The sequence below is a fragment of the Sphingomonas sp. CROZ-RG-20F-R02-07 genome, assembly GCF_022662335.1.
Classification (GTDB): Bacteria; Pseudomonadota; Alphaproteobacteria; order Sphingomonadales; family Sphingomonadaceae; genus Sphingomonas.
The window spans coordinates 125,107-146,611 of record NZ_JAKNQJ010000002.1; the positions used below are offsets into that span (position 1 = coordinate 125,107).

Below are 21,505 nucleotides of genomic sequence, written 5' to 3' on the forward strand. Positions count from 1 at the left end.
TCAGCGGCAGATGTCGGCGCCCGGTAGCGGGGCGTTCGCGGGCACGGCGAGCCCATGTGCGGCCGCCGCCGCTTCCAGCGTGGGGCTGGGGCCGGCGAGCGACAGGTCGATCGCCGCGGCGTAGAACGGGTCCGCTTCCGCGCGCGGCAGCGTCGTGAAATCGAAGCCCATCGCGCGATAGAGATCGAGCAGGCGCGGCAGCATCCGCGCGTCGAACGCGCCGACATGCATCAGCAGCACATAGGGCAGATCGCGGCCGAGCGCGGCGTGCGCGAGCTGACGCGAGCGCAGCGCCTGCGCCCGTGCAGCGGCGAGATAGCTCGCCTCCAGCCCGGCGATCGCGCCCGTATCGGCCTTCGCGGCGCAGCGCGCGAACGCATCGTTCCAGGCATAGTCGCCGAAGCTCATCGTCACCGCCGCGATGCGATAGCCATCCGCGCGCAAGGCGCCGCGCACCGCCGCGACGGTCGCTGCGTCGCGGCCTTCGGAGAGGAACGGATAGCGGAACCAGTGCCAGTCGCTTCCGCGGCCTAAGGCGGCGAGCGGTGCGTCGTCGCGTCGCACGTCCGCCAGAAACGCCGCCGCCCCCACCTGGCCGAGATCGAGATGGCTGAAGCCGTGGTTGCCGATCGGCAGCCCTGCCGCGCGCCAGGCGGCCAGTACGCGCGGGGCATCGGGGTTCCCCGCATCCACGCCCGCGTTCAGGAATCCGAACGCGGGCGCATGCTGCGCGGCCAGCGCCGCGATGATCGTCCGTGCGATCGCGAGCCGGTCGCCGCCCGGCGGCAGCGGCCCGTGCGTGGGAAGATCGTCGAAGGTCAGCGCGATCTGCGGCCGGAGCGCTGGGGCCGCCGTCCCGCCGAACAGCGCCAGCGGCACCGCGTCCGCCATCGCGCGATAGCCCGCCGCGTTGGGGTGGAGATGGTCGCCCGAATCATAGGCGGCCAGCAGATGGTCCGGACGGGCAGGATCGTGCGCCGCTGCATCGAAATCGACTACCCCGTCGAACACGCCGGAGGAGCGGATGAAGGCGTTGATCGCCTGGCGATCGGCTTCGCTGGCGGCGCCGGGATGATAATAATCGTTGCCGGCATAGGGCGTGATCGTTCCGCCGACGAGCCGGATGCCATGTTCGTGCGCACGCGCCGCCATCTGGCGAAAGGCGGCCTCGATCGCGGTGACCATCGCTGCGTGCGTCCCGGCGCTGGCCGGCTGGTCGCGGGTGAGGACGCCCAGATCGTTCACGCCCTCCAGCACGATCGCGTAGCGGACGCCGGGTCGCGCGACGACGTCGCGGTCGAACCGCGCGAGGAGATTGGGGCCGAGCCCGTCGAGCAGCACGCGATTGCCGCCGATCCCTGCGTTCACCACGGAGAGCGTCCGCGTGGCCGGATCGGCGGCGAGCCGGGTGGCCAGCACGTCGGGCCAGCGCGCGTTGCTGTCGTCGGCGATGCCGTGCCCGTCGGTGATCGAATCCCCGATGGCGACGACCGTCCCGGCCTGCGCCGATCCGGACACCTCGACATCGGCGAGGCTCCACCAGCCGCCGATCCGCCGGATGTCGGTGGGGACGGGCGCGCCGGTCTGGTCGCCGGCTGCGAGGAAGGTGGTGGCCCGCGCACCCGGATGGCCGGTGCGCGGTCCGGCCGGATCGGGCAGGAACAGGCTGACGGCCACGTCCCCGCCCGCCACGACGGCGAGCGCGACAGGATCGGAATAGACCTCGGCGCCGGCGGGCACGACGGTGGTGGCCGCGCCCGCGAAGGTCAGGACATGGCCTTGCGTCACCCCCGACTGCCCCGGTCCGGCGGCCAGCGCGACTCGGGCGGCGCCGATGCGCAGCGGCCGGTCGCCCGCCACGTTCGACAGCCGGACGCGAAGGCCGGTGCCGCCCGCCGACAGGTGGACGATCTGGCGGATGGTCGCCGCGCCCGTGGCAGCGATCGCATCGGCATCCTTGCCGTCGGCGCGCATCTGTGCCGCGCCCCAGGCCGGAATCCAGCGGCCCTCCTCGGCCATGGCGTCGGTCGCCAGGGCGGCGAGCGTGACGGCCAATGCTGCACGCCCGATCCGTTTCCTCATGTCTTCTCCGATCATCGCATCGCTCTCCCGTCCAAGGCGCTTGCCGCGGTCCGGATGGGAGCGGTATCACCATGCGAAGCGGAGTCGATACCGCCGGAGAAGGATATGCGCCGTCTGTTGCCGCTGCTCGTGCTGGCGCTGCCATTTCCGGCACATGCGCAGGACTGCGCCGGTCCGGTCGTCGCATGCGGCGTGCCGATGCCGGGTGCCCTCGCGCTGCTGTCGCCCGGCCAGACCGCGCGCGTGGTGGTGAGCGCGGACGACGATGCGGGCGTGCGCCGCGCCGCGGCCGATCTCGTGGCCGATCTGAAGGCGGTAGGCGGCGGCAGCGCAGCGCTGTCGCCCGACGCGCGGGACGGCGCGACGGTGATCGCCGGCACGCTCGGCCACAGCGCCGCCATCGATGCGCTCGTCCGCGCGGGGAAGCTGGACGTGTCCGGCCTGGCCGGCCAGTGGGAGGGCTATGTCGAGCAGGTCGTCGATCATCCCGCACCCGGCGTCGCGCGCGCGCTGGTCGTGGCCGGCAGCGATCGGCGGGGCACCATCTTCGGCCTCTACGACATCAGCGCCAAGGCGGGGGTGAGCCCGTGGACATGGTGGGCCGACGTGCCGGCGCAGCGGCATCCGACCTGGTATCTCACCGCCGGCCGCGTCGCCGATCATCCGATCGTCAAATATCGCGGCATCTTCATCAACGACGAGGAGCCGGCCTTCGGCGGCTGGGCACGGGCGACGTTCGGCGGCGTGAACCACCGGGCCTATGAGCGGCTGTTCACGCTGCTGCTGCGGTCGCGCGCCAATTATCTGTGGCCGGCGATGTGGGGCAAATCGCTGTGGCAGGACGATCCCGCCACCGCCCCGCTCGCCACGGAGATGGGGATCATCCTCGGCACGTCGCACCACGAGCCGATGGAGCGCGCCAATATCGAGTGGAAGCGCCAGGGCGGCGGCGCGTGGGATTATGCGACCAACGCGCCCGCGCTCCGCGCCTTCTGGCGCCAGGGCATCGAACGGCGCGGGCCGTCGGAGGATCCCGTTACCATCGGCATGCGCGGCGACGGCGACGAGCCGATGACGAAGGGCACCGCCATTCCCCTGCTCGAACGGATCGTCACCGATCAGCGGGCGATCATCGCCGATGTGAGCGGCCGCCCGCCTGCGCAGACGCCGCAGGTGTGGGCGCTCTACAAGGAGGTGCAGGATTATTATGACGGCGGGATGCGCGTTCCCGAGGACGTGACCTTGCTCTTTTCCGACGACAATTGGGGCAATATCCGCCGCCTGCCGCCGCCGGGCGAGGTGCGCGCGGGCGGATCGGGCGTCTATTATCATTTCGATTATGTCGGCGATCCGCGCAATTACAAATGGATCGATACGGTCAGCATCCCGCGCGTGTGGCAGCAGATGGCGATGGCGGACCGCTATGGCGCCGACCGGCTGTGGATCGTGAACGTCGGCGACCTGAAGCCTCTGGAATATGCGACGAGCTTCTTCCTCGACATGGCCTGGAATCCCGGCCGGATGACGCTGGGGGCGATGGAGGCCTATCCGGTGCGCTGGGCGGCGCAGCAGTTCGGCGCGGCGCAGGCCGGCCCGGTCGGCGCGATGATCGCGCGCTACGGCCAGCTCGCGAGCCGGCGCAAGCCCGAGCTGATCGATGCCGACAGCTATGCGCTCGCCGATGGATCCTGGGCGCGCGTCCTGGCCGACTGGAATATGCTGGCGGCCGCGGCGCACCGCGAGGCAGAGGCGATCCCGGCCGACAGGCGCGATGCCTATGACGAGCTTGTGCTCCACCGCATCGATGCGATGGCGAGCCTGCACCGGCTCTATGAGGCGGTCGCCGAGAACCGCGCCGCCGCCCGTGCCGGCGACGATGCCGCAGCGGTCCGTTGGGCCGCCAGCACGCGCGGCTATTTTGCCGAGGATGGGGCGCTCCGCCGCCGCTACGAATCGCTCGGCGGCGGCAAATGGCCGCAGATGATGGCGCAGACCCATATCGGCTATACCGGCTGGCAGGAGCCCGCCGCCGACGTCATGCCCGCGCTCGCGAGCGTCGCCGCGCCGCTGCCCATCCCGGCGACCGAGCCGGCACCCTTCGCGACCCTTGCGGCGGACGCTGGCCGGCCGATGGATGGCGCGGGCTTCCACTGGCAGATGGTGCCGAACTTCACCGCCGGGGGCGCGGCGATGGCCGTCACGCCCGTCGCCGCCGCGCCGATCGAACATCCCGGCGGCGTGAGCCCGCAGATCGTTTACCCGGTGACGCTGCCGCCCGGACGCATGGTGTCGGTCAGCGTCGTCGCCGCGCCGGGACTGGACGTGCGCGGCACGCGGCGCCAGCGGCTGGCGCTGTCGATCGACGCGGGCGCCCCCGTCCCCATCGACCTGCTCGCCGGCGACGACGATTCGCGGTGGCGCGGCGCGGTGAGCGACAACCGACGCATCGCGACCGCCATCCTGCCCGTCGCGCGCTCGGGGCGCCATGCGTTGCACCTCTGGCTGGTCGATCCGCAGGTGGTCGTGGAACGGCTGGAGATCGAGCTCGTGCGCTGAAGCGCTGTCGGCCCACGGATTAAGGATGTAAGGCGGCTTTTCGATGCGAACCGATTTTCCTGCCATCACCGAACGTCGCGTCGCCGAGCGACCGGCCGTCGACGCCGACACGTTCGCGCGCGAGGTGGTGTCCGGCTATCGCCCCGTCGTTCTTCGCGGACAGGTGGCGCATTGGCGCGCGGTGGCGGCAGGGCAGGCCGGCCCGCGCGCGACGGCGGAGTATCTCGCTGGCTTCGGCGGCGGTACGCCGCTCGAGGTGCTGATCGGCCCGCCGGACATCGGCGGCCGGTTCTTCTATGCCGACGACAGCCTCACCGGGTTCAACTTCCACCGCCAGCAGGTGTCGATCGGTGCGCTGGTCGCCGAGCTGTTGCGCTATGCCGAAACCGCGGAGCCGCGCCCGCATGCGCTCTACGCCAATGCCGCGACCGCCCCCGAACATCTGCCCGGCTGGGAGGCGGCGAACCCGCTGGCGCTGGGGATCGACGCGCCGGCGCGGCTGTGGATCGGCAATGCCAGCAGCATCGCGACGCATTACGACACGTCGATCAACATAGCCTGCGTCGTCGCCGGTCGCCGACGCTTCACGCTGTTCCCGCCCGATCAACTGCCCAACCTCTATGTCGGGCCGCTCGATCATACGATGGCGGGGCCGCCGTCGAGCATGGTCGATCCCGACGCGCCCGATCTCGCCCGCCATCCCCGGTTCGCCGACGCGCTGGCGCATGCCGAGGTGGCCGAACTGGAGCCGGGCGACGCGATCTTCATCCCGCCGATCTGGTGGCATCACGTCCGCGCGTTCGACCGGCTGAACGTGCTGGTGAACTATTGGTGGGAGCATCGTTCGGGCGCCGCCTTCGTGGCGCTGGTGCACGCGATCTGGGCGGTGCGCGATCTGCCGGATGCGGAAAAGGCGGCATGGCGCGGCTGGTTCGACCACCTCGTCTTCGCGCCCGACGCCGGCCGCGCCGCGGACCATCTGCCAGATGCGGCGCGCGGCATCATGGGCGCCGCAAGCCCCGAGCGGACCAGCCGGATCCGCCAGTTCCTGACCGGTATGCTGGGCCGATCCTAACGCCCGCCGGGTCGGTCGAGATACGTCGCCACCCAGAGCAGCGGCGCGTTCCAGTTGATCGCCACTTCGTTGTCGGCATAGGCGCGGCTGTCGTCGAGCCAGCAGCGCTGGGCGGTGCACTGGCCCTTCAGGGTGGCCGATACGGGATCGGCGAAGGCGGTGTTGTTAGCGCCGCCGCCGATCACGCCGGGCGGCGGCCCGGGCAGGCGCGCATCGAACTGGTGCGCCCAGAAGCGATGGTGCGGGCGCGACATGGCGTGCCAGCCGAAGCCGGTGACATAGCTCTGGTTTAGCGGGTTGCGGCCCAGCACGTAATCCGCGGTATCCACCACCGCATCGCGGTAGCGCGCGTCGCCGGTGAAGCGCGCCGCCATGGCGAGGATGATCCCGCGGTTGAGGATCGCACCGTTCGATCCCCAGGGATAGCGCGTCGTGGCATAGGGCAGGTGATAGCCCGATCGCGCCTCCTCGGCGAGGAAGCGGTCGGCGAGCGCGATCAGCCGGGCGCGGGCGGCGTCGCGGTCGGCGGCGGGGACGCCCGGCGCGGTCGCCAGCGTCATCGTGCCGAGCGCGGCCGTGTTGCTCCACCCCGGCTCGCCGCCCAGCGGCGCGGTGGCGAGCGGCATGCGGTGGAGCGCGGCGGCGAGTTCGGGCGTCGGCGTGGCGGCGTAGAGTTCGGCGGTCGCCCAGTAGAATTCGTCGGACAGATCGTCGTCGCCATAGCCGCCGCTTCCGGTGAACGCCTGCGCCGCGTAGATCGCCGGATTGCGCAGCGCGGCGCGATAGGCGCGGCCGGCGGCGGTAAGGCAGCGCCGCGCGAAGCCGTCGTCGATCCCCTTCCACACCCGCGCGCATTGCGCGGCGGTGGCGGCGAGATTGAGCGTCGCGGCCGTGCTGGGCGGGTAGAGCAGCCGCTGTTCGCGGTCCTCCGCCGGTATCGTCGGCAATGTGGTCCAATGCCGATCGGCGACCTTGTGATGCGCCATGCCGCCCGCGTCGACCTCGGTCAGCAGAAGCCGGCCGCGGCCCTGGCGCCCTACCGGCAGCGCGAGGCGGCTGCCGTCGGGCACCTGCATCGCGAGCAGGAACCGCATCTCCCACCGGGCCTCGTCGAGCAGGTCGTTCGTGCCGTTCCCCGCCTCGGGCAGCGCGGCGCTGCCGTCGGGGAAGGAGGGGGCGGCCGCGTTCGCTTCGTAGAGATTCTGCAGCGTCCAGAGCGCGATGCCACCGTTGACGACATATTTGCCCTGATCGCCCGCGTCGTACCAGCCGCCGGTGACGTCGAGCGTATAGGGGCAGCCGGGCCACATCGTGCCGCGTTCGTCCGGCCCGGCGAAGCAGCCGGCGACCTCGTGCGGGTGGCCGGCCGCGCGCGCCCATTGCGCGCCGCCCGCATAGCGCGCCTCGATCGCGATCCCGGCGCGCGTCTGGTAGAAATAGTTGAGCGCGGCGCGGGCGACGGGACGATAGAGGCCGCCATCGATCCGGAACGGATGGCTGGCCGCGCCGTCTACCTCCAGCCGATAGGTGCCGGGCAGCCGCAGGCCGGTCATGTCGATCTGGTGGACATGATCGCCCGACGCGGCATCGTCGCCGAAGACGCGCGTCGCGCCTTGGGCGACCGGCCGGCCTTGCGCGTCCGTCACCCGCCAGGCGAGCGGCGCCGTCGCCGCATCGTTCAGGATCGCCAGCTTCGCGGTGTCGGGCAGGAAGCCGAGCTGGTTGAGATTCACCGCATTTGGCGCGGCGGCGCCGAGCGTCAGCGGCGCGAGCAGGGCGATCAGGCGCTTCATGACGGCTGCCCGAGCGTGCGCAGCAGCGTCGCGCGCATCCGCGCGAACCCGGCGGCGTCGGCCGGTCCCAGCATCCCGCGCATCTCGGGCGGAAGATGCGCGACGGGATCGCCGCCGGTCTGGAAGACCAGATGATCGAACATCATGCGCCACACCTCGCGTTGATCGTCGGGAAGGCCGCGCAGCGCGAACAGCGACAGCAGCAGCGCGTCATAGGGACTGACCGTTTGGTCGGCCGCGGTGTTCCACCAATAGTTGCACAGCATGTTGACCCGGTCGAGCGAAGCGACCGCGTGCCACCAGTGGAAGGGAATGTAGATCGCGTCGCCCGGCTCCAGCGTGGCGTGCTGCGCCTGCGCCAGCGCTTCGGGGAAGCGGGGATAGCGATCGAGATCGGGGGCGTCGGGATCGACCATGCTGACCGGCGTTCCCGCCGGCGTCAGCTCATAGGGGCCCATATAGAGATTGGCGACCTGATCGGGCGGAAACAGCGTGAACCGCCGCCGGCCGGCGACGACCAGCGCGATATTCTCGGCGAGATCGTAATGCGTCGCGACCCGAATCGCATTGCCGAGCCAGAGCCGGGGCACCACCCCGATCGGCACGATGGCGGTGGCGTTCTCCTCGGCGAAGCCCGGCAGCAGATCGGCCGCCGGGATCGACTGGATCGCCATCGCATAAGGCCGCGCGGCGTCGCGGTCGCGCAGCAGCCGGTCGAGAAACGGGCCGAGCGGCGATCGCCCGCGCGAGAAGTTCAGCCCCGCCATGTCCGGCGTGTAGAAGAACCGGCCCTCGATCGCGGGATCGCCGACGATGGCGTTCACCGGCTCGGCGTGGCTGAAGCGTTTCAGATAGGCGACGAACGCGTCGTCGCCGGCCTGCGCGGCGGCCACCGCGGGCCAGTCGGCAGCGATCCCGCGCAGCACGACGGGGCGGCAGGCGGGGCGGATCTCGGCATCGAACCGGTCGCGATCGACGCCGTGGAGCTCGGGCATGGGAGTCATGCGGGCGACCCCAGCGGCGCGAGCGTGCACCCGACCTGCGCCAGATAATCATCCTGCCGCGGCAGGGCCTGTGCCGTTTCGGCGATCACCGCGCGGATATCGGCCAGCCGCGCAAGCGTCTCGGCATCGGGCAGCGTGTCGGCGACCGGGTGATAGCGCCGCGGCCGCACGCCCTTGCCGGTCATCACCGCCAGCCAGCTCGTTTCGGTGAACACCTCGTTATGTTCGCGAAAGACGCGCCCGCTCTCGCGGAACATCGCGAGCTTGTAAGCGGTGCCCTCGGGCATGGGCAGCGCGCGCATGTCGCGCCAGAAGGGCGAATCGTCGCGGTCGCTGGCGTTGTAGTGGAGGAGGAGGAAATCGCGGATGTCGCGATATTCTCCCGCCATCTCCGCGTTGAACCGGTCGATCTCCAGCGGCGAGAAACCGCGGCCGGGGAACAGCGTCAGCAGCCGCGCGATCGCGGTCTGGACGAGATGGATGCTGGTCGATTCGAGCGGTTCGAGGAACCCGCCGGCCAGGCCGAGTGCGACGACGTTGCCGATCCAGGCGCGCCGGCGGTGGCCGGCGGTGAAGCGCAGCGGCTTGGGATCACCCAGTGCCGGGCCGTCGAGCCCGGCGAGCAGCGTCGCGGCGGCTTCGTCGTCCGAGACATGCGCCGAGGAATAGACATAGCCGTTGCCGATCCGGTGCTGGAGCGGAATGCGCCATTGCCACCCCGCCGGGCGCGCCGTGGCGCGCGTGAGCGGCAGGCGGGCGTCGCGTTCCGTGCCGAAGGCGCAGGGCACCGCCCATGCCCGGTCGCAGGGCAGCAGCGCCGACCAGTCCTCGAACCCCGCGTTCAGCCTTTCCTCGATCAGCAGGCCGCGAAAGCCCGAGCAATCGACGAACAGATCGCCCGCGACCCGGCGGCCATCCGCCAGTCGCACCGCGGCGACATGGCCGGTCTCGCCGTCCTGCTCGACGTCGACGACGCGGCCTTCGGTCCGCCGCACGCCCCAGCCTTCCGCCAGCCGGCGCAGGAGCCGGGCATAGAGGGCCGCGTCGAACTGGAACGCATAGCCGAGCTTCGACAGCGGCGATTGCGGCAGATCGTGGCGCGGATGGCCGAACCGCCCGCGATAAGCCGCCATGATGTTGAGCGAATAGGCCTCGAGCGGCGTCTCGTCGCCGAGCGCGCGTGCCTTCAGCCAATGATGGTGGAACTCGATGCCCTGCATATCGAGGCCGTAAAAGCCGAACGGATGGACGAACCGCTCGTCCGCGCGCGTCCAGTCGCGAAACTCGATCCCCATCTTGTAGGTCGCGCGCGTCTCGCGGAGGAACTCCCCCTCGTCCAGGCCGAGCAGCGCGTTGAACAGCACGATCTGCGGGATCGTGGATTCGCCGACGCCCACAGTGCCGATCTCGTCCGATTCGATCAGTTCGAACGACAGCGCCCGGTCGCCGCCGAGGATGCGCGACAGCCCCGCGGCCGCCATCCAGCCGGCGGTGCCGCCGCCGACGATCACCACGCGCCGGATGCCGTCCTGCATCATATCGGCGATCCGCCGCCGCCCACGTCGAACGGCGATGCGGCGTTGAATTCGAAGAAGGGCAGGTCCGCCGCCGGTGCGGCCGCCACGGGCTTGACGGGAGCGAGTGGAGAGGGCGCGGTCATGCGCAGGAACTCGCCATGCGTCGGCAGCCGCCGCGCGGTTTCCGCATAGCCACGCCGCATCTGCTCGAGCGCGGCGGTCACCTTGGTTTCGTCCAGCGAATCGGCGGCGGGCTCCCAGCTTTGCGGCACGATGCCCTGGCCCAGGCACACCGCCACCCAGCTCGGGTTGCTGAACAGGTCATACCCTTCGCGAAACAGGCGCCCCTTGCCGGCGAACAGTTCGATCTTGCGGGCCAGGCTGTCGGGCACGTCCATCGTGCGGACGCGGTTCCAGAACGGCGAATCGTCGCGCGCGGTCGCCTTGTAGTGGAGGATGATGAAATCCCGGACGTCCTCGTACAGCTCCTTCATCTGCCGGTTGAACTCCGCCCGCTCGGCGGGATCGAACCTCTTGTCCGGAAACAGTGCCACGAGCCGCTGGATCGCCGCCTGGACGAGATGGATGCTGGTCGATTCCAGTGGCTCGATGAAGCCGCTGGCCAGGCCGAGCGCGACGACATTGCCGTTCCAGCATTGCCGGCGCCGTCCCGCCTCGAAGCGCAGGCGGCGCGGCGTGCCGAGCGGTTCGCCCTCCAGGCCGGCCATCAACTGCGCCTCCGCGGCGTCGTCGGACAGATAGTCGCTGCAATAGACGAGGCCGTTGCCCATGCGGTGCTGGAGGGGGATGCGCCACTGCCAGCCGGCCGCTTTCGCGGTCGCGCGGGTGAAGGGATCGGGCTCGGCGGGGTTGGGCAGCGCGCAGGGCACCGCCACCGCGCGGTCGCACGGCAGCCACTGCGCATAGCTCTCGTAACCGGTGCCGAGCGTCTCCTCGATCAGCAGGCCGCGAAAGCCCGAGCAATCGATAAACAGATCGCCCTCCACCTGCTCGCCATCCGCGAGCGTCAGCCGCTCGACATGGCCGTTCGCGCCGTTCACCGCGACATCGGTGATGCGCCCCTCGATCCGGTGGACGCCCTGCGCCTCGGCATAGTCGCGCAGATAGCGCGCATAGAGACCGGCATCGAAGTGGAACGCGTAGAACAGTTCGCGCACCGGCGAGCGCGCATCGTCGCCCGCGCGGCCGAACTTGCCGTGTGCTGCGGCCACCGCGCTCATCGACCAGGCGGCGATGTCGGGCACCGGACGCCGCGCCCGTTCGCGCAGCCAGAGCTGGTGGAAATGGATGCCCTGAAGATCATGGCCGTGATTGCCGAACGGATGGAAATAGCTCGATCCCAGCCGGCCCCAATCGACGAACTCGATCCCCAGCTTGAACGTAGCGGAGGTGGCGGCGACGAACGCGTTCTCGTCCAGCCCGAGCATCCGGTTGAAGTTGAGCAGCGGGGGGATCGTCGCCTCGCCGACGCCGACGGTGCCGATCTCCTCGGATTCGACGAGCGTCACCTCGGTATGGCCGTTGTTGAGGAAACGCGCGAAGGCGGCCGCGGCCATCCAGCCGGCGGTGCCGCCGCCGACGATCACGACGCGTCGGATGGGCTGTTCGTTCATCGGGTGAGATATCTCGCCTGCGCCGCCCGAAAGGCGGCATGGGTGGGAAGGTGCGGCAGCGCCGCGGCGATATCGGCCGCCAGCGCGGCCATGGCGGCGTCGGCGCTGGCGGCGGGAACGGCATCGATCAGTGGATCGAGCCGGCGCGGCAGGCAGCCCTGGCCGATCAGCACCGCCGCCCATGCGTCGCGTGCGAACGTCTCTTCCTCGTGGAAGGGCAAGCGACCGCGTTCCGTCCATTGCGCGAGCGTGTGCGCGAGGCTCGCGGGCGGCTCGGCCGCGGCGACCGCGCGCCACAGCGGGTCGCGCCGCTGCGCGGTGCGCCAGTGCATCGCCAGGAAATCCCGCACCCGGTTGGCCTCCGCCAGGCTCTGCCGGTTGAAGTCCGCCGCCTCGACGGGGGTGGGGACGGCACCGGGCAGCATCGTCACCAGCCGGTCGATCGCGCTCAGCGCCAGATGCAGGTTGCACCATTCGAGCGGCTCCATCTCGGTCGCGGCATCGCCGATCGCGACGACGTTGCCGCGCCAGGGTTCAGGCCGCGTGCCGGGGCGGATGCGGATGGGTGCGTCGGGTGCCTGGCCACAGGCGTTGCGCAGCACGCGCGCGGCGGCCGCGTCGCCCAGATGGCCCGACGCATAGCCGAACCCGCTCTGCTGCCCGCTCGTCCAGCGCCAGCCTGCCGGATGCGCCATGACCGGGGTCAGCACCGGCGGCGCGGCGGCGGGACCGTCCGCCAGCAACACCCGGTCGCACGGCAGCCATCGGCTCCAGTCGTCGCGCGCGGCATCGAGCGCGCCGCGCAGCCTTGCCTCGGGGCCGGTGGCATCCACGAACAATTGGGCCCCGACCGCGCGTCCGTCGGCAAGCGTCACCGCCGCAACGAACCCGCGCGCATCGACGCGGACGTCGGCGATCTCCCCCGCAATCTCGCGCACGCCGACGTGCAGCGCGAAGGCGCGCATCATGGCGTGATAGCGCGGCGGATCGAGCGTCAGCCCATATTCGTGATCCGCGAACGGCGTGTCCGGCGTGGCGGGCACGAATCGGTCGGCGCGGGCGAGCGCGGCGGCGGGCGAATAGCCGTCGAACGGCCCCGCGGCTCCCGTGCGCGCGGCACGCAGCCAGTGGAGATGGAACGATGTCGGCCCGAACGGCCGCCCATAGCGGCCATAGGCGTGGGCATAATCGGCAAGCCCCTCCGCCCAGCCGCTAAAGCGCGTGCCGAGCCGATAGCCGGCGCCGGTGCGCGCGATCCCGTCGCCTTCGCCGATGCCCAGATCGCCATGAAAGCCGAGCAGCGAGGGCAGGGTGCAGGCGATCCGGTCGGCGAGCGCATCCGGCGAAACCGGGGTTGCCAGCAACGTGACGTCGAGAAACGGCGCCCGCCGCCGAAGCGCCGCCGCCGCACACCAGGCGGTGATCCCGCCCCCTGCGACCAGCACCGTTCCCAGCGCACCGGTCCGCATCAGGCGGCGTCCGCCATCGGGCAGAAGCGCGCGATGAAGGCGCGGTGGTCGGATCGGCCCGCGACCTCGCCTGCGATCTCTCCATGCAGCGCGTGAAGTCCCTCGAGGAGCGCGGCGCTCGCGACGGTGTCGGCGCGCGGGTCCCAGCCGGTCGGCACGATGCCCTGGCCCAGATACACCGCCACCCAGCTCGCATCCAGGAACACGCCTTCGCGATATTTCACGACCCGACCGCGACGGCGCCACAGCTCCATCTTCTCGGCCAGGCTGTCGGGCACCGCCATCGTGCGCACGTAATTCCAGAAGGGCGAATCGTCGCGCGTGGTCGCGTGATAATGAAGGATCAGGAAGTCGCGGATGCGATCATATTCCAGGTCGATCACGCGGTTGAACTCGTCGCGATCCGCCGCCGCGACGCGGCGTTCGGGGAACAGCTCGATCAGCGCGGTGATCGCCTGCTGGACGAGATAGATGCTGGTCGATTCGAGCGGCTCGAGAAATCCCGAGGCGAGCCCGACCGCGACGCAATTGCCCACCCAGCTGCGCCGCCGCCGTCCGGCCGCGAAGCGCAGCAGGCGCGGCGCCGCGATCGCTTCGCCCTCCACCGCCTGCTCGAGCGCGGCCCGGGCGTCGTCGTCGGAGGTAAAGGCGCTCGCATAGACATAGCCGTTGCCGGTGCGGTGCTGGAGCGGGATGCGCCAGCGCCAGCCCGCCGGCATGGCGATCGCGCTGGTATAGGGCGTGACCGCGGTGGCGGTACGGCAGGGCATCGCCACCGCGCGGTCCGCGGGCAGCCAGCGCGACCAATCCTCCCACGTTTCGCCCAGCGCCTCCCCCAGCAGCAGCGAGCGAAACCCTGAACAATCGACGAACAGGTCTCCATCGATCCGCTCGCCCGAACCCAGGACGATCGCGGCGATATCCCCGCTTTCGCCGTCGCGCTCCACCCGGGTGACGATTCCCTCGGTGCGCGTCGCGCCCATCGCCTCGGCGATTTCGCGCAGATAGGGCGCGAACAGCAGCGCGTCGAACTGATAGGCATAGCCGAACGTGCCCGCCAGCCGCCGCCGATCGGGATCGGGATGATCGAACCGCCCCTCGCGTGCCAGCGTGCAGGCATAGGAAAACCGGTCGAGCGGCGGCAGCGGCGCGCCTTCGTTCAGCAGGCGCGCCCAATAATGATGGAAATCGACCGCGCCCGTGCCCCGCCCGAACGTGCCGAACGGGTGCACATAGCTGTCGCCGATCCGCCCCCAGTCGCGAAATTCGATCCCCAGTTTGAACGTCGCGCGGGTGCGAGCCATGAAATCGGCCTCGGCAATCCCCAGCCGCTCGTTGAAGGCGCGGATATGCGGCAGCGTCGCTTCGCCGACCCCGACGACTCCGATGGCTTCCGATTCCACCAGCTGCACGGTGCAGCGCCCGGGCAGCAGCCGAGCCAGTGCGGCCGCTGTCATCCAGCCGGCCGTGCCCCCGCCGACCACCACGACCCGCACGGGATCCCGGTCCTCTCTCTCCTCGCCCACCGGCGTCCTCCTTCCCCCCGTGGCGGGCATGGTTGCGCTCTCGTTTCCAGCGATCCTTGATTAGGCGGGGCGCGTCAACCGCTGGCGCGTGGCTGCAGGCTAGCGTTGCAAAAACACCACATGCGCTGGTTTTTACAGTTGACGGCGAAAGACTGTTACCGCAATCATTGCCGTCTGCCACCGCTGCGATTACGAGGTGGGGGCAGATCAGGCGCGATTACAGCGCTGATTAAAGGGGGAGGATTACGATGCGCCTTGTTGCGCCGCCGCATGGCACCAGCAATCATTTCGTTCGCTTGATGCGTGGCGCTTCTGCCACAGCGCTGTGTGTAGCCGCGATGGCGGGCACGGCGCAGGCGCAAGTGACGCCCGACCAGCAGGCGCCGATCACCGGCGCCAACCAGCCGTCGCCCACCGGCGCGAAGGCGGGCCCCGGCACGGCCGGCTCGTCGACGCCGTCGAGCAGCGCGACCGGCGCCGTCGGCACGCAGATGACGGTGGGCGAGGTGCCGACGCCCGGCGACCAGACGCCCGCCACGTCCGATGCGGGCGCCAACGGCCCCGACGACGTGGTCGTCACCGGCATCCGCCAGAGCCTCGCCAACGCGCAGAACATCAAGCGCAATTCGGACACGGTCGTCGATGCGATCACCGCGACCGACATCGGCGCGTTGCCGGACCGCTCGGTCACGGAGGCGCTCCAGCGCGTGCCGGGCGTCCAGATCAGCCGCTTCGCCGGCGCCAACGATCCCGATCACTTCTCGGTCGAGGGTTCGGGCGTCAACGTGCGCGGCCTCAACTTCGTCCGGTCCGAGTTCAACGGCCGCGACACCTTCTCGGCGGGTATCGGCGGTCAGGCGATCAACTTCGCCGACGTTCCCGCCGAACTGCTCGGCTCGGTCGAGGTGTACAAGAACACCACCGCCGAACTGATCGAGGGTGGCTTGGCCGGCACGGTCAATCTCAACACCCGCAAGCCGTTCGACAATAATGGTCTGCATATCGGTGCCGATGCCGAAGCGAACTATGGCGATCTCGAAAAGAAATGGTCGCCGACCGGATCGCTGCTCATCAGCGACACCTGGCAGACCGGCATCGGCAAGTTCGGCCTGCTCGCCGACGTCAGCTATTCGCGCATCCGCAGCCGCGCCGACGGCATTCAGGTGACGAACTTCCAGACCCGCGACAACCAGAGCGCGATCGCGGCGAATTCGACGACCACCACCATCTGCCGCAACGCGCTGCCCGGCACGACCGACACGACCACGCTGCCCGCGGCGGGAACGGGCTGCGGCGCGGCCAGCACGGCCGGCGCCGACGGTCTGCTCGATCCGACCGGCACCCGCTATGCCCCGATCGGCGGCCAGTACCGCACGCAGGATTTCGATCGCAAGCGTGACGGCCAGGCGGTGGCCGCCCAGTGGCAGAGCAACGACGAGCGCACCCTCGTCACCGCGCAGTTCCTGCGCACCCATACGACGAACAGCTGGGGCGAACACACCTTCGAGACCGCGCCCGATCTGTCCGAATACAACACCTATCCCTATGGCTGCGCCCAGAACGGCAACGGCCCCGCATCGAACGGCAATTCGACGACGCGCGCCGAATGCTCCGTCACCGGCACGCGCAACTACAATTACGATGCGAACGGCCTGTTCCAGTCGGGCTATATCACGCAGCCCGGCAGCGGGTACCGCTCGGCGTGCAGCGGCACCGCGACCTGCTACGTGCCGACCGGCGGAACCCAGCAGTCGCTGTCGCGCCGCCAGGTGTACGAAGAGAATGCGATCAAGGATTACGGCCTCAACCTGAAGCTCCACCCCGACGACCATTGGTCGATCAACCTGGATGCCGACTATACCGAGGCCGAGCACAACGATCTCGATTTCAGCGTGTTCGGCTCCACCTTCGCCGACAGCGAGCTGAACCTGACCGGCAATCTGCCGTCGGTCGTGGATCACAAGCCGGCGACGCTGGCGGCCGCCTGGGCTACGCCCAATCCCAAGCTCGTCGCCGAAAACGACGCGCAATATTTCTCCGATCCGAACGTCCAGTTCTGGCGCGCCGCGATGGATCATGCGGAGCACAGCGTCGGCCGCGAATATGCGTTCAAGGGCGATTTCGACTATAAGTTCGACGATGGCGGTTTCCTGAACCACTTCAAGTTCGGCGCCCGCTATGCCGATCGCCGCGAAGACGTGCAGTATAGCGCCTATAATTGGGGTGCGCTGAGCGAAGTGTGGTCGGGCAGCAACCCGGTCTCGATCGCGCAGTCGCCCGCGAACAGCGCCTTCTACTCGTTCCCCAACTTCTTCCGCGGCGCGACGCCGGGGCCGACGGGCGGCTATTATTACACCGGCGATCTCATCAAGGCGTACAATCAGTCTGCGGCCTATTTCCAGCAGATCGGGAATACCTGGACCTCGACGAATGCCGCCAACACCTTCACCCGAGCGGATGGCAGCACGTTCAGCGCTTCGGTGCCGAGCTGTAATTCAACGACTATCGTTGCGGATCCCCGTGGCGGCACCGTTGTGGGCTGCCAACCAACGACCACGTTCAGCCCGCTGGCGCAGCGTGCAGGCGTGGTTCCCGGCACCTCCTACCTGCCGTCCGAAATCCAGCGCGTGACGGAGCAGGACGTCGATGCCTATGCGCAGCTCAATTTCGCCACGCCCGGCAATCTGTTCGGCAATGTCCGGATGAGCGGCAATATCGGGCTTCGTTTCGTCGACTCTGCCATCACCTCGGCAGGCTCGGTCGGCGCGCCGACGCAACAGTCGACCGGGACGCAGGATCCCTATGCGGTGCGCTGCGTCACCACCACGGCGACGCGCCCTGATGGCACCACCGTCGTGACCCAGCCGACCGGCGCTTGTACCCTCGGTGCCGATGGCTATGCCGCGCTGCGCCAGTTCTCGACGGGGCAGACCATCTCGGAGGTCGCGCACAACAGCTATCATTACTTCCTGCCGAGCCTGAACCTGAAGTTCGGGATCGACCGCAATCTCATCGTGCGCCTGGCGGCGTCCAAGGTGCTGACGCGGCCCGATCTCGCCAATATCCGCGACTTCCTCCAGGTCGGGTTCGATCCGAACAGCGGCGTGGCCACCGCGACGGCGGGCAATCCCTATCTGAAGCCCGCCACCGCCTGGCAGTTCGATGCGACGGTCGAATGGTATTTCGGCAAGGTGGGCCAGCTCTCGCTCGACGGGTTCTACAAGTCCGTTCACAACTTCTTCTACCAGTCGCTGTTCGAGCGTCCGATCACCAGCAACGGTGTCACCGAATATGTCCAGGTGCGGGGACCGGCCAACTATAGCGGCTATGGCAAGATCAAGGGTGTCGAGGTCACGTATCAGCAGACCTTCGACTTCCTGCCCTCGATCTTCAACGGCCTGGGCACGAGCATGAACTATTCGTTCATCTCCAGCTCGGGCCTGCCCAACTCGTTCCTGAGCGGCGGCGCACCGACGGCTGTGTCGAACATCAAGGCGGGCAACCTGCCGTTCGAGGGGCTGTCGAAGCACAATTTCAACGCCACCCTGTTCTACGAGAAGGGTCCGGTGTCGCTGCGTGCGGCGTATAACTGGCGCTCGAAATATCTGCTGACCGCAGCCGACGTGATCTTCCCCTACACGTCGATCTTCCAGGATGCGGGCGGGCAGCTCGACGCGTCGGCATTCCTCAACGTCAACAAGTATATCAAGATCGGCGTTCAGGGCGTGAATCTGGCCAATCAGATCGTGAAGACCGAACAGGCCTATATCAACGGGTCCGATGCGACGGCGCCGCGATCCTATTTCGTCAACGATCGCCGCTTCTCGTTCATCCTGCGCGGCAACTTCTGATCGGGCGGGTCGGCGGTCCGGGCCGCCGACCCCGTCCGGCAAAAAGGCGTGCCTTGGGAAAGGCACGCCTTTTTCGTATTTGGTGGCGAAGCCGCCGCACCTCAGCGCATCGACGCACCCGCGAATGCGGCGGCGACGGCGGCGCGCATGGGCTTGGGCCGGAAGCGATCGTCGTACAGCGTCGGCCGGCGCCGGGCGCCGTCACGCCGCGGCTCGAATCCCTCGATCCAGCTATAGCGGTCGCAAAGGCCCCAGCAGAGCACGTCGCGCAGGCTCCGATAGCTCAGCGTCAGGTCGAGATAGGCGCGTGTATAATCGGCGACCCCCTGGTCGCGCATGGCGATATCGGCCGGGAGGCCGTTGTCGCGCACGTCGAGTTCGGTGACGAGCAGGGCATAGCCCATCTGCGTCACCGCATCGAGAAAATGGCGCCACTCGCCCTGCTGCCGTCCGACGGTGGCCCCGATATCCGGCCCTTGCGTGACGAGATGGGACTGGATGCCGAGCGCATCGACCGGCGTGCCGCGACGGCGGAACCCCTCGAGCAGCCGCAGCACGCCCGCGCGGTGCGCCGCGTTGCCCGGCTCCCAGCTCATATAGTCGTTATACACGAGCTGCGCGTGCGGGGCGGCGGTGCGCGCGGTGTGGAAGGCGAGATCGAGCGTCGGCTCGGGGCCGCCCGTCGCGCGCGACAGCGCGGTATCGTACAGCACCCCGTCCGCCGGCCGTACCGCTTCGTTGACCACGTCGTAGCTGCCGATGCGCGTGCCGTAGCGGCCGAGAACGGTCTGGATATGCGTGGTGAGCAGCCGCTCGGCTTCCACCCGCGGTCGGGCGCCGAAATCATAGTCGTTCAGCCACTGCGGAAACCATTTGGGCTGATGCCACAGCAGGTTATGCCCGCGCACCGCCAGCGCATGCCGCTCCGCCCAGCCGAGGATCGCGTCGAACCGTTCGAAGGCGAATGCCGTCGGGGTCGGGCGCAGCCGCTGCCATTTCATCTCGTTCTCGGCAACGATCAGCCCGCATTCGGCCTCCACCAGCCGGGCATAAGCGGGGTTGGCGAACGACCCCGCATCCGCGCCGGGCGCGCTCCAGTTCACCGCCGATCCAAACCGCATCCCCCGCGTGCGGGCGATCGCATCGAGCGACTCGGGCGACGGGGCGGCAGCGAGTGGGGCGGCGATGCCAGCGACGGCCGCGCCGGTCGCTCCGGCCAGCATGTCGCGCCGCGTGATCCGATCCATCGACGATCCTCTCTGTCTTATTGATATCGCTATCATTGTTCTGGCGCCGGCCGAGGTCAAGCAGCCGAACGCACGGCCGACACCCGATTTTTCACCGGCCACGGCACCGCGCTGGTAAGTCGGACGGCCGCGCTTATGCTGGTGCGATGATGACCAGCATCGACCGCCGCCAGTTCCTCGTCGCCACGGCCGCAACGGCGGCCGTTCCCGCTTCCGCCGCGTCCGGCGGTGGCGTCACGGCGACTTGGGCGACCCTCGCCGCGGCGTGGCGCTGCCCCGACTGGTTTCGCGACGCCAAGTTCGGCATCTGGGCGCATTGGTCGGCGCAGTGCGTGCCCGAGCAGGGCGATTGGTATGGCCGGCTGATGTACCAGCAGGGCCACCCGATCTACGACCATCACCGGCGTACCTATGGCCATCCCGCCGATACCGGGTTCATGGAGATCGAGCATCGCTGGCGCGCCGAGGCTTGGGATCCGGCGTATCTCGTTCGCCGCTACAAGGCGGCGGGTGCGCGCTATTTCGTCGCGCTCGCGTGCCATCACGACAATCTCGATACCTTTGCCAGCCGGCATCATGCCTGGAACACGACGCGCGTCGGCCCGAAGCGCGACATCGTCGGCACCTGGGAGCGGATCGTGCGCGCCGAGGGGCTGCGCTTCGGCGTCAGCAATCACGCGAGCCACGCCTGGCATTGGTGGCAGACCGCCTATGGCTATGACCCCGAAGGGCCGCGCGCGGGCGAGCGCTACGATGCGTTTCGCCTCACCGCCGCGCAGGGCAAGGGGCTGTGGTGGGAGGGGCTCGACCCGCAGGAACTCTATACCGGCGCGAACATGGCGGCGCCCGCCGGCCTCGCCAATATCGCTGCGATGAACGCGTGGCATGACGCGCATGACGGCAAATGGCTCGAGACCGTGCCGCCGCGCAATCCGGCCTTCGCCGCCAAATGGCTGTTGCGGCAGAACGAGCTGGTCGACCGCTACCGTCCCGACCTTGTCTATTTCGACGATTTCGGGCTGCCGTTCGGGCAGATCGGGCTGGATGCGGTGGCGCATTATTATGCGGGGGCGATCGCGGCGCAGGGTCGCGCGGACGTGGTGCTGACCGCCAAGCAGCTCGATCCCCTCCAGCGCCGCGCGATAACGGAAGATATCGAACGCGGCTGGAGCGATCGGCTTCGGCCGGAGCCGTGGCAGACCTGCACCTGTATCGGCGACTGGCACTACAACCGTGCCCGTTTCGAGCAGAAGAGCTATGTACCGGCCAAGCAGGTGATCCAGCGGCTCGTCGATACGGTGGCGAAGAACGGCAATCTGCTGCTCTCCATTCCGGTGCGGGGCGACGGCACCATCGATAGCGAGGAGGAGCATATCCTCGACGGCATCACCAGTTGGATGCGGACCAACGGTGAGGCGGCGATCCATGGGTCGCGGCCATGGACGGTCTATGGCGAGGGGCCGACGGTGGTGGCGGGCGGCATGTTCAGCGAAGGCGCGGTGCGTTTCGTGCCGCAGGATGTGCGGTTCACCGTCACGGCTGGCGCGCTGCACGCGATCCTGCTCGAATGGCCCGAGACGCCGGTCACGGTGACGGCGCTGGCCGGCCGCCGCGTCGATCGGGCGACGCTGGCCGATGGTCGCCCGGTGGCGGTGCGCCCGGTCGCCGGCGGCCTCGAACTGACGTTGCCGGGCGCACGGGCGGGCGAAATGGTGCCGGTGGTCCGGCTGGACGGTCCCGGCCTCGCCTGA

At 69.3% G+C, this 21,505-nt stretch carries 12 protein-coding genes; 4 read left to right on the top strand and 8 right to left on the bottom strand.

The features are described 5' to 3' along the window. Window positions 1-2,082, bottom strand: a complete 2,082-nt coding sequence (locus L8H00_RS04445) for a GDSL-type esterase/lipase family protein (RefSeq protein ID WP_242096037.1) — start codon at window positions 2,080-2,082, stop codon at window positions 1-3. A gap of 105 nt (window positions 2,083-2,187) precedes the next feature. On the opposite strand from L8H00_RS04445, the gene L8H00_RS04450 reads away from it, so the two are divergent. Beyond that, window positions 2,188-4,638 carry a glycosyl hydrolase 115 family protein gene (locus L8H00_RS04450; protein ID WP_242096038.1) on the top strand — a complete coding sequence of 817 codons (2,451 nt, stop codon included), beginning with the start codon at window positions 2,188-2,190 and terminating at the stop codon, window positions 4,636-4,638. A gap of 43 nt (window positions 4,639-4,681) precedes the next feature. Then, window positions 4,682-5,713, top strand: a complete 1,032-nt coding sequence (locus tag L8H00_RS04455; protein ID WP_242096039.1) for a cupin-like domain-containing protein — start codon at window positions 4,682-4,684, stop codon at window positions 5,711-5,713. On the opposite strand, the gene L8H00_RS04460 is transcribed toward L8H00_RS04455, so the two are convergent. The 6 genes from L8H00_RS04460 to L8H00_RS04485 are packed head-to-tail and all read right to left on the bottom strand — an operon-like array spanning window position 5,710 to window position 14,656. Beyond that, on the bottom strand, window positions 5,710-7,506 hold the full coding sequence (locus L8H00_RS04460; RefSeq protein ID WP_242096040.1) for a glycoside hydrolase family 9 protein: 1,797 nt from the start codon (window positions 7,504-7,506) through the stop codon (window positions 5,710-5,712). The two genes, L8H00_RS04455 and L8H00_RS04460, sit on opposite strands and share 4 nt — an antisense overlap. Next, window positions 7,503-8,510 (bottom strand): cupin-like domain-containing protein, encoded by a 1,008-nt coding sequence (locus L8H00_RS04465; RefSeq protein WP_242096041.1) that lies wholly within the window; start codon window positions 8,508-8,510, stop codon window positions 7,503-7,505. Before L8H00_RS04465 ends, L8H00_RS04460 begins: the two co-directional genes overlap by 4 nt. Then, complete coding sequence (locus L8H00_RS04470) at window positions 8,507-10,048, bottom strand: tryptophan halogenase family protein (RefSeq protein ID WP_242096042.1); 1,542 nt, start codon at window positions 10,046-10,048, stop codon at window positions 8,507-8,509. Before L8H00_RS04470 ends, L8H00_RS04465 begins: the two co-directional genes overlap by 4 nt. Continuing rightward, the gene (locus L8H00_RS04475; RefSeq protein WP_242096043.1) at window positions 10,045-11,661 is read right to left on the bottom strand and encodes a tryptophan halogenase family protein; all 1,617 of its coding nucleotides are present in this window, start codon (window positions 11,659-11,661) and stop codon (window positions 10,045-10,047) included. Before L8H00_RS04475 ends, L8H00_RS04470 begins: the two co-directional genes overlap by 4 nt. Further along, window positions 11,658-13,130, bottom strand: a complete 1,473-nt coding sequence (locus L8H00_RS04480) for a tryptophan halogenase family protein (protein ID WP_242096044.1) — start codon at window positions 13,128-13,130, stop codon at window positions 11,658-11,660. The genes L8H00_RS04475 and L8H00_RS04480 overlap by 4 nt, the downstream gene beginning before the upstream one ends. Beyond that, a complete protein-coding gene (locus L8H00_RS04485; RefSeq protein ID WP_347340708.1) occupies window positions 13,130-14,656 on the bottom strand; it encodes a tryptophan halogenase family protein in 1,527 nt (508 codons plus the stop codon). Before L8H00_RS04485 ends, L8H00_RS04480 begins: the two co-directional genes overlap by 1 nt. 338 nt (window positions 14,657-14,994) lie before the next feature. On the opposite strand from L8H00_RS04485, the gene L8H00_RS04490 reads away from it, so the two are divergent. Beyond that, entirely contained in the window at window positions 14,995-18,507 is a 3,513-nt protein-coding gene (locus L8H00_RS04490; protein ID WP_242096045.1) for a TonB-dependent receptor, read from the top strand. 101 nt (window positions 18,508-18,608) lie between these two features. Here L8H00_RS04490 and L8H00_RS04495 read toward each other — a convergent pair whose 3' ends face one another. Then, on the bottom strand, window positions 18,609-19,754 hold the full coding sequence (locus L8H00_RS04495; protein ID WP_242096046.1) for an endo-1,4-beta-xylanase: 1,146 nt from the start codon (window positions 19,752-19,754) through the stop codon (window positions 18,609-18,611). A gap of 146 nt (window positions 19,755-19,900) precedes the next feature. Here L8H00_RS04495 and L8H00_RS04500 point away from each other — a divergent pair, with 146 nt between their 5' ends. Further along, a complete protein-coding gene (locus L8H00_RS04500; RefSeq protein ID WP_242096047.1) occupies window positions 19,901-21,505 on the top strand; it encodes an alpha-L-fucosidase in 1,605 nt (534 codons plus the stop codon).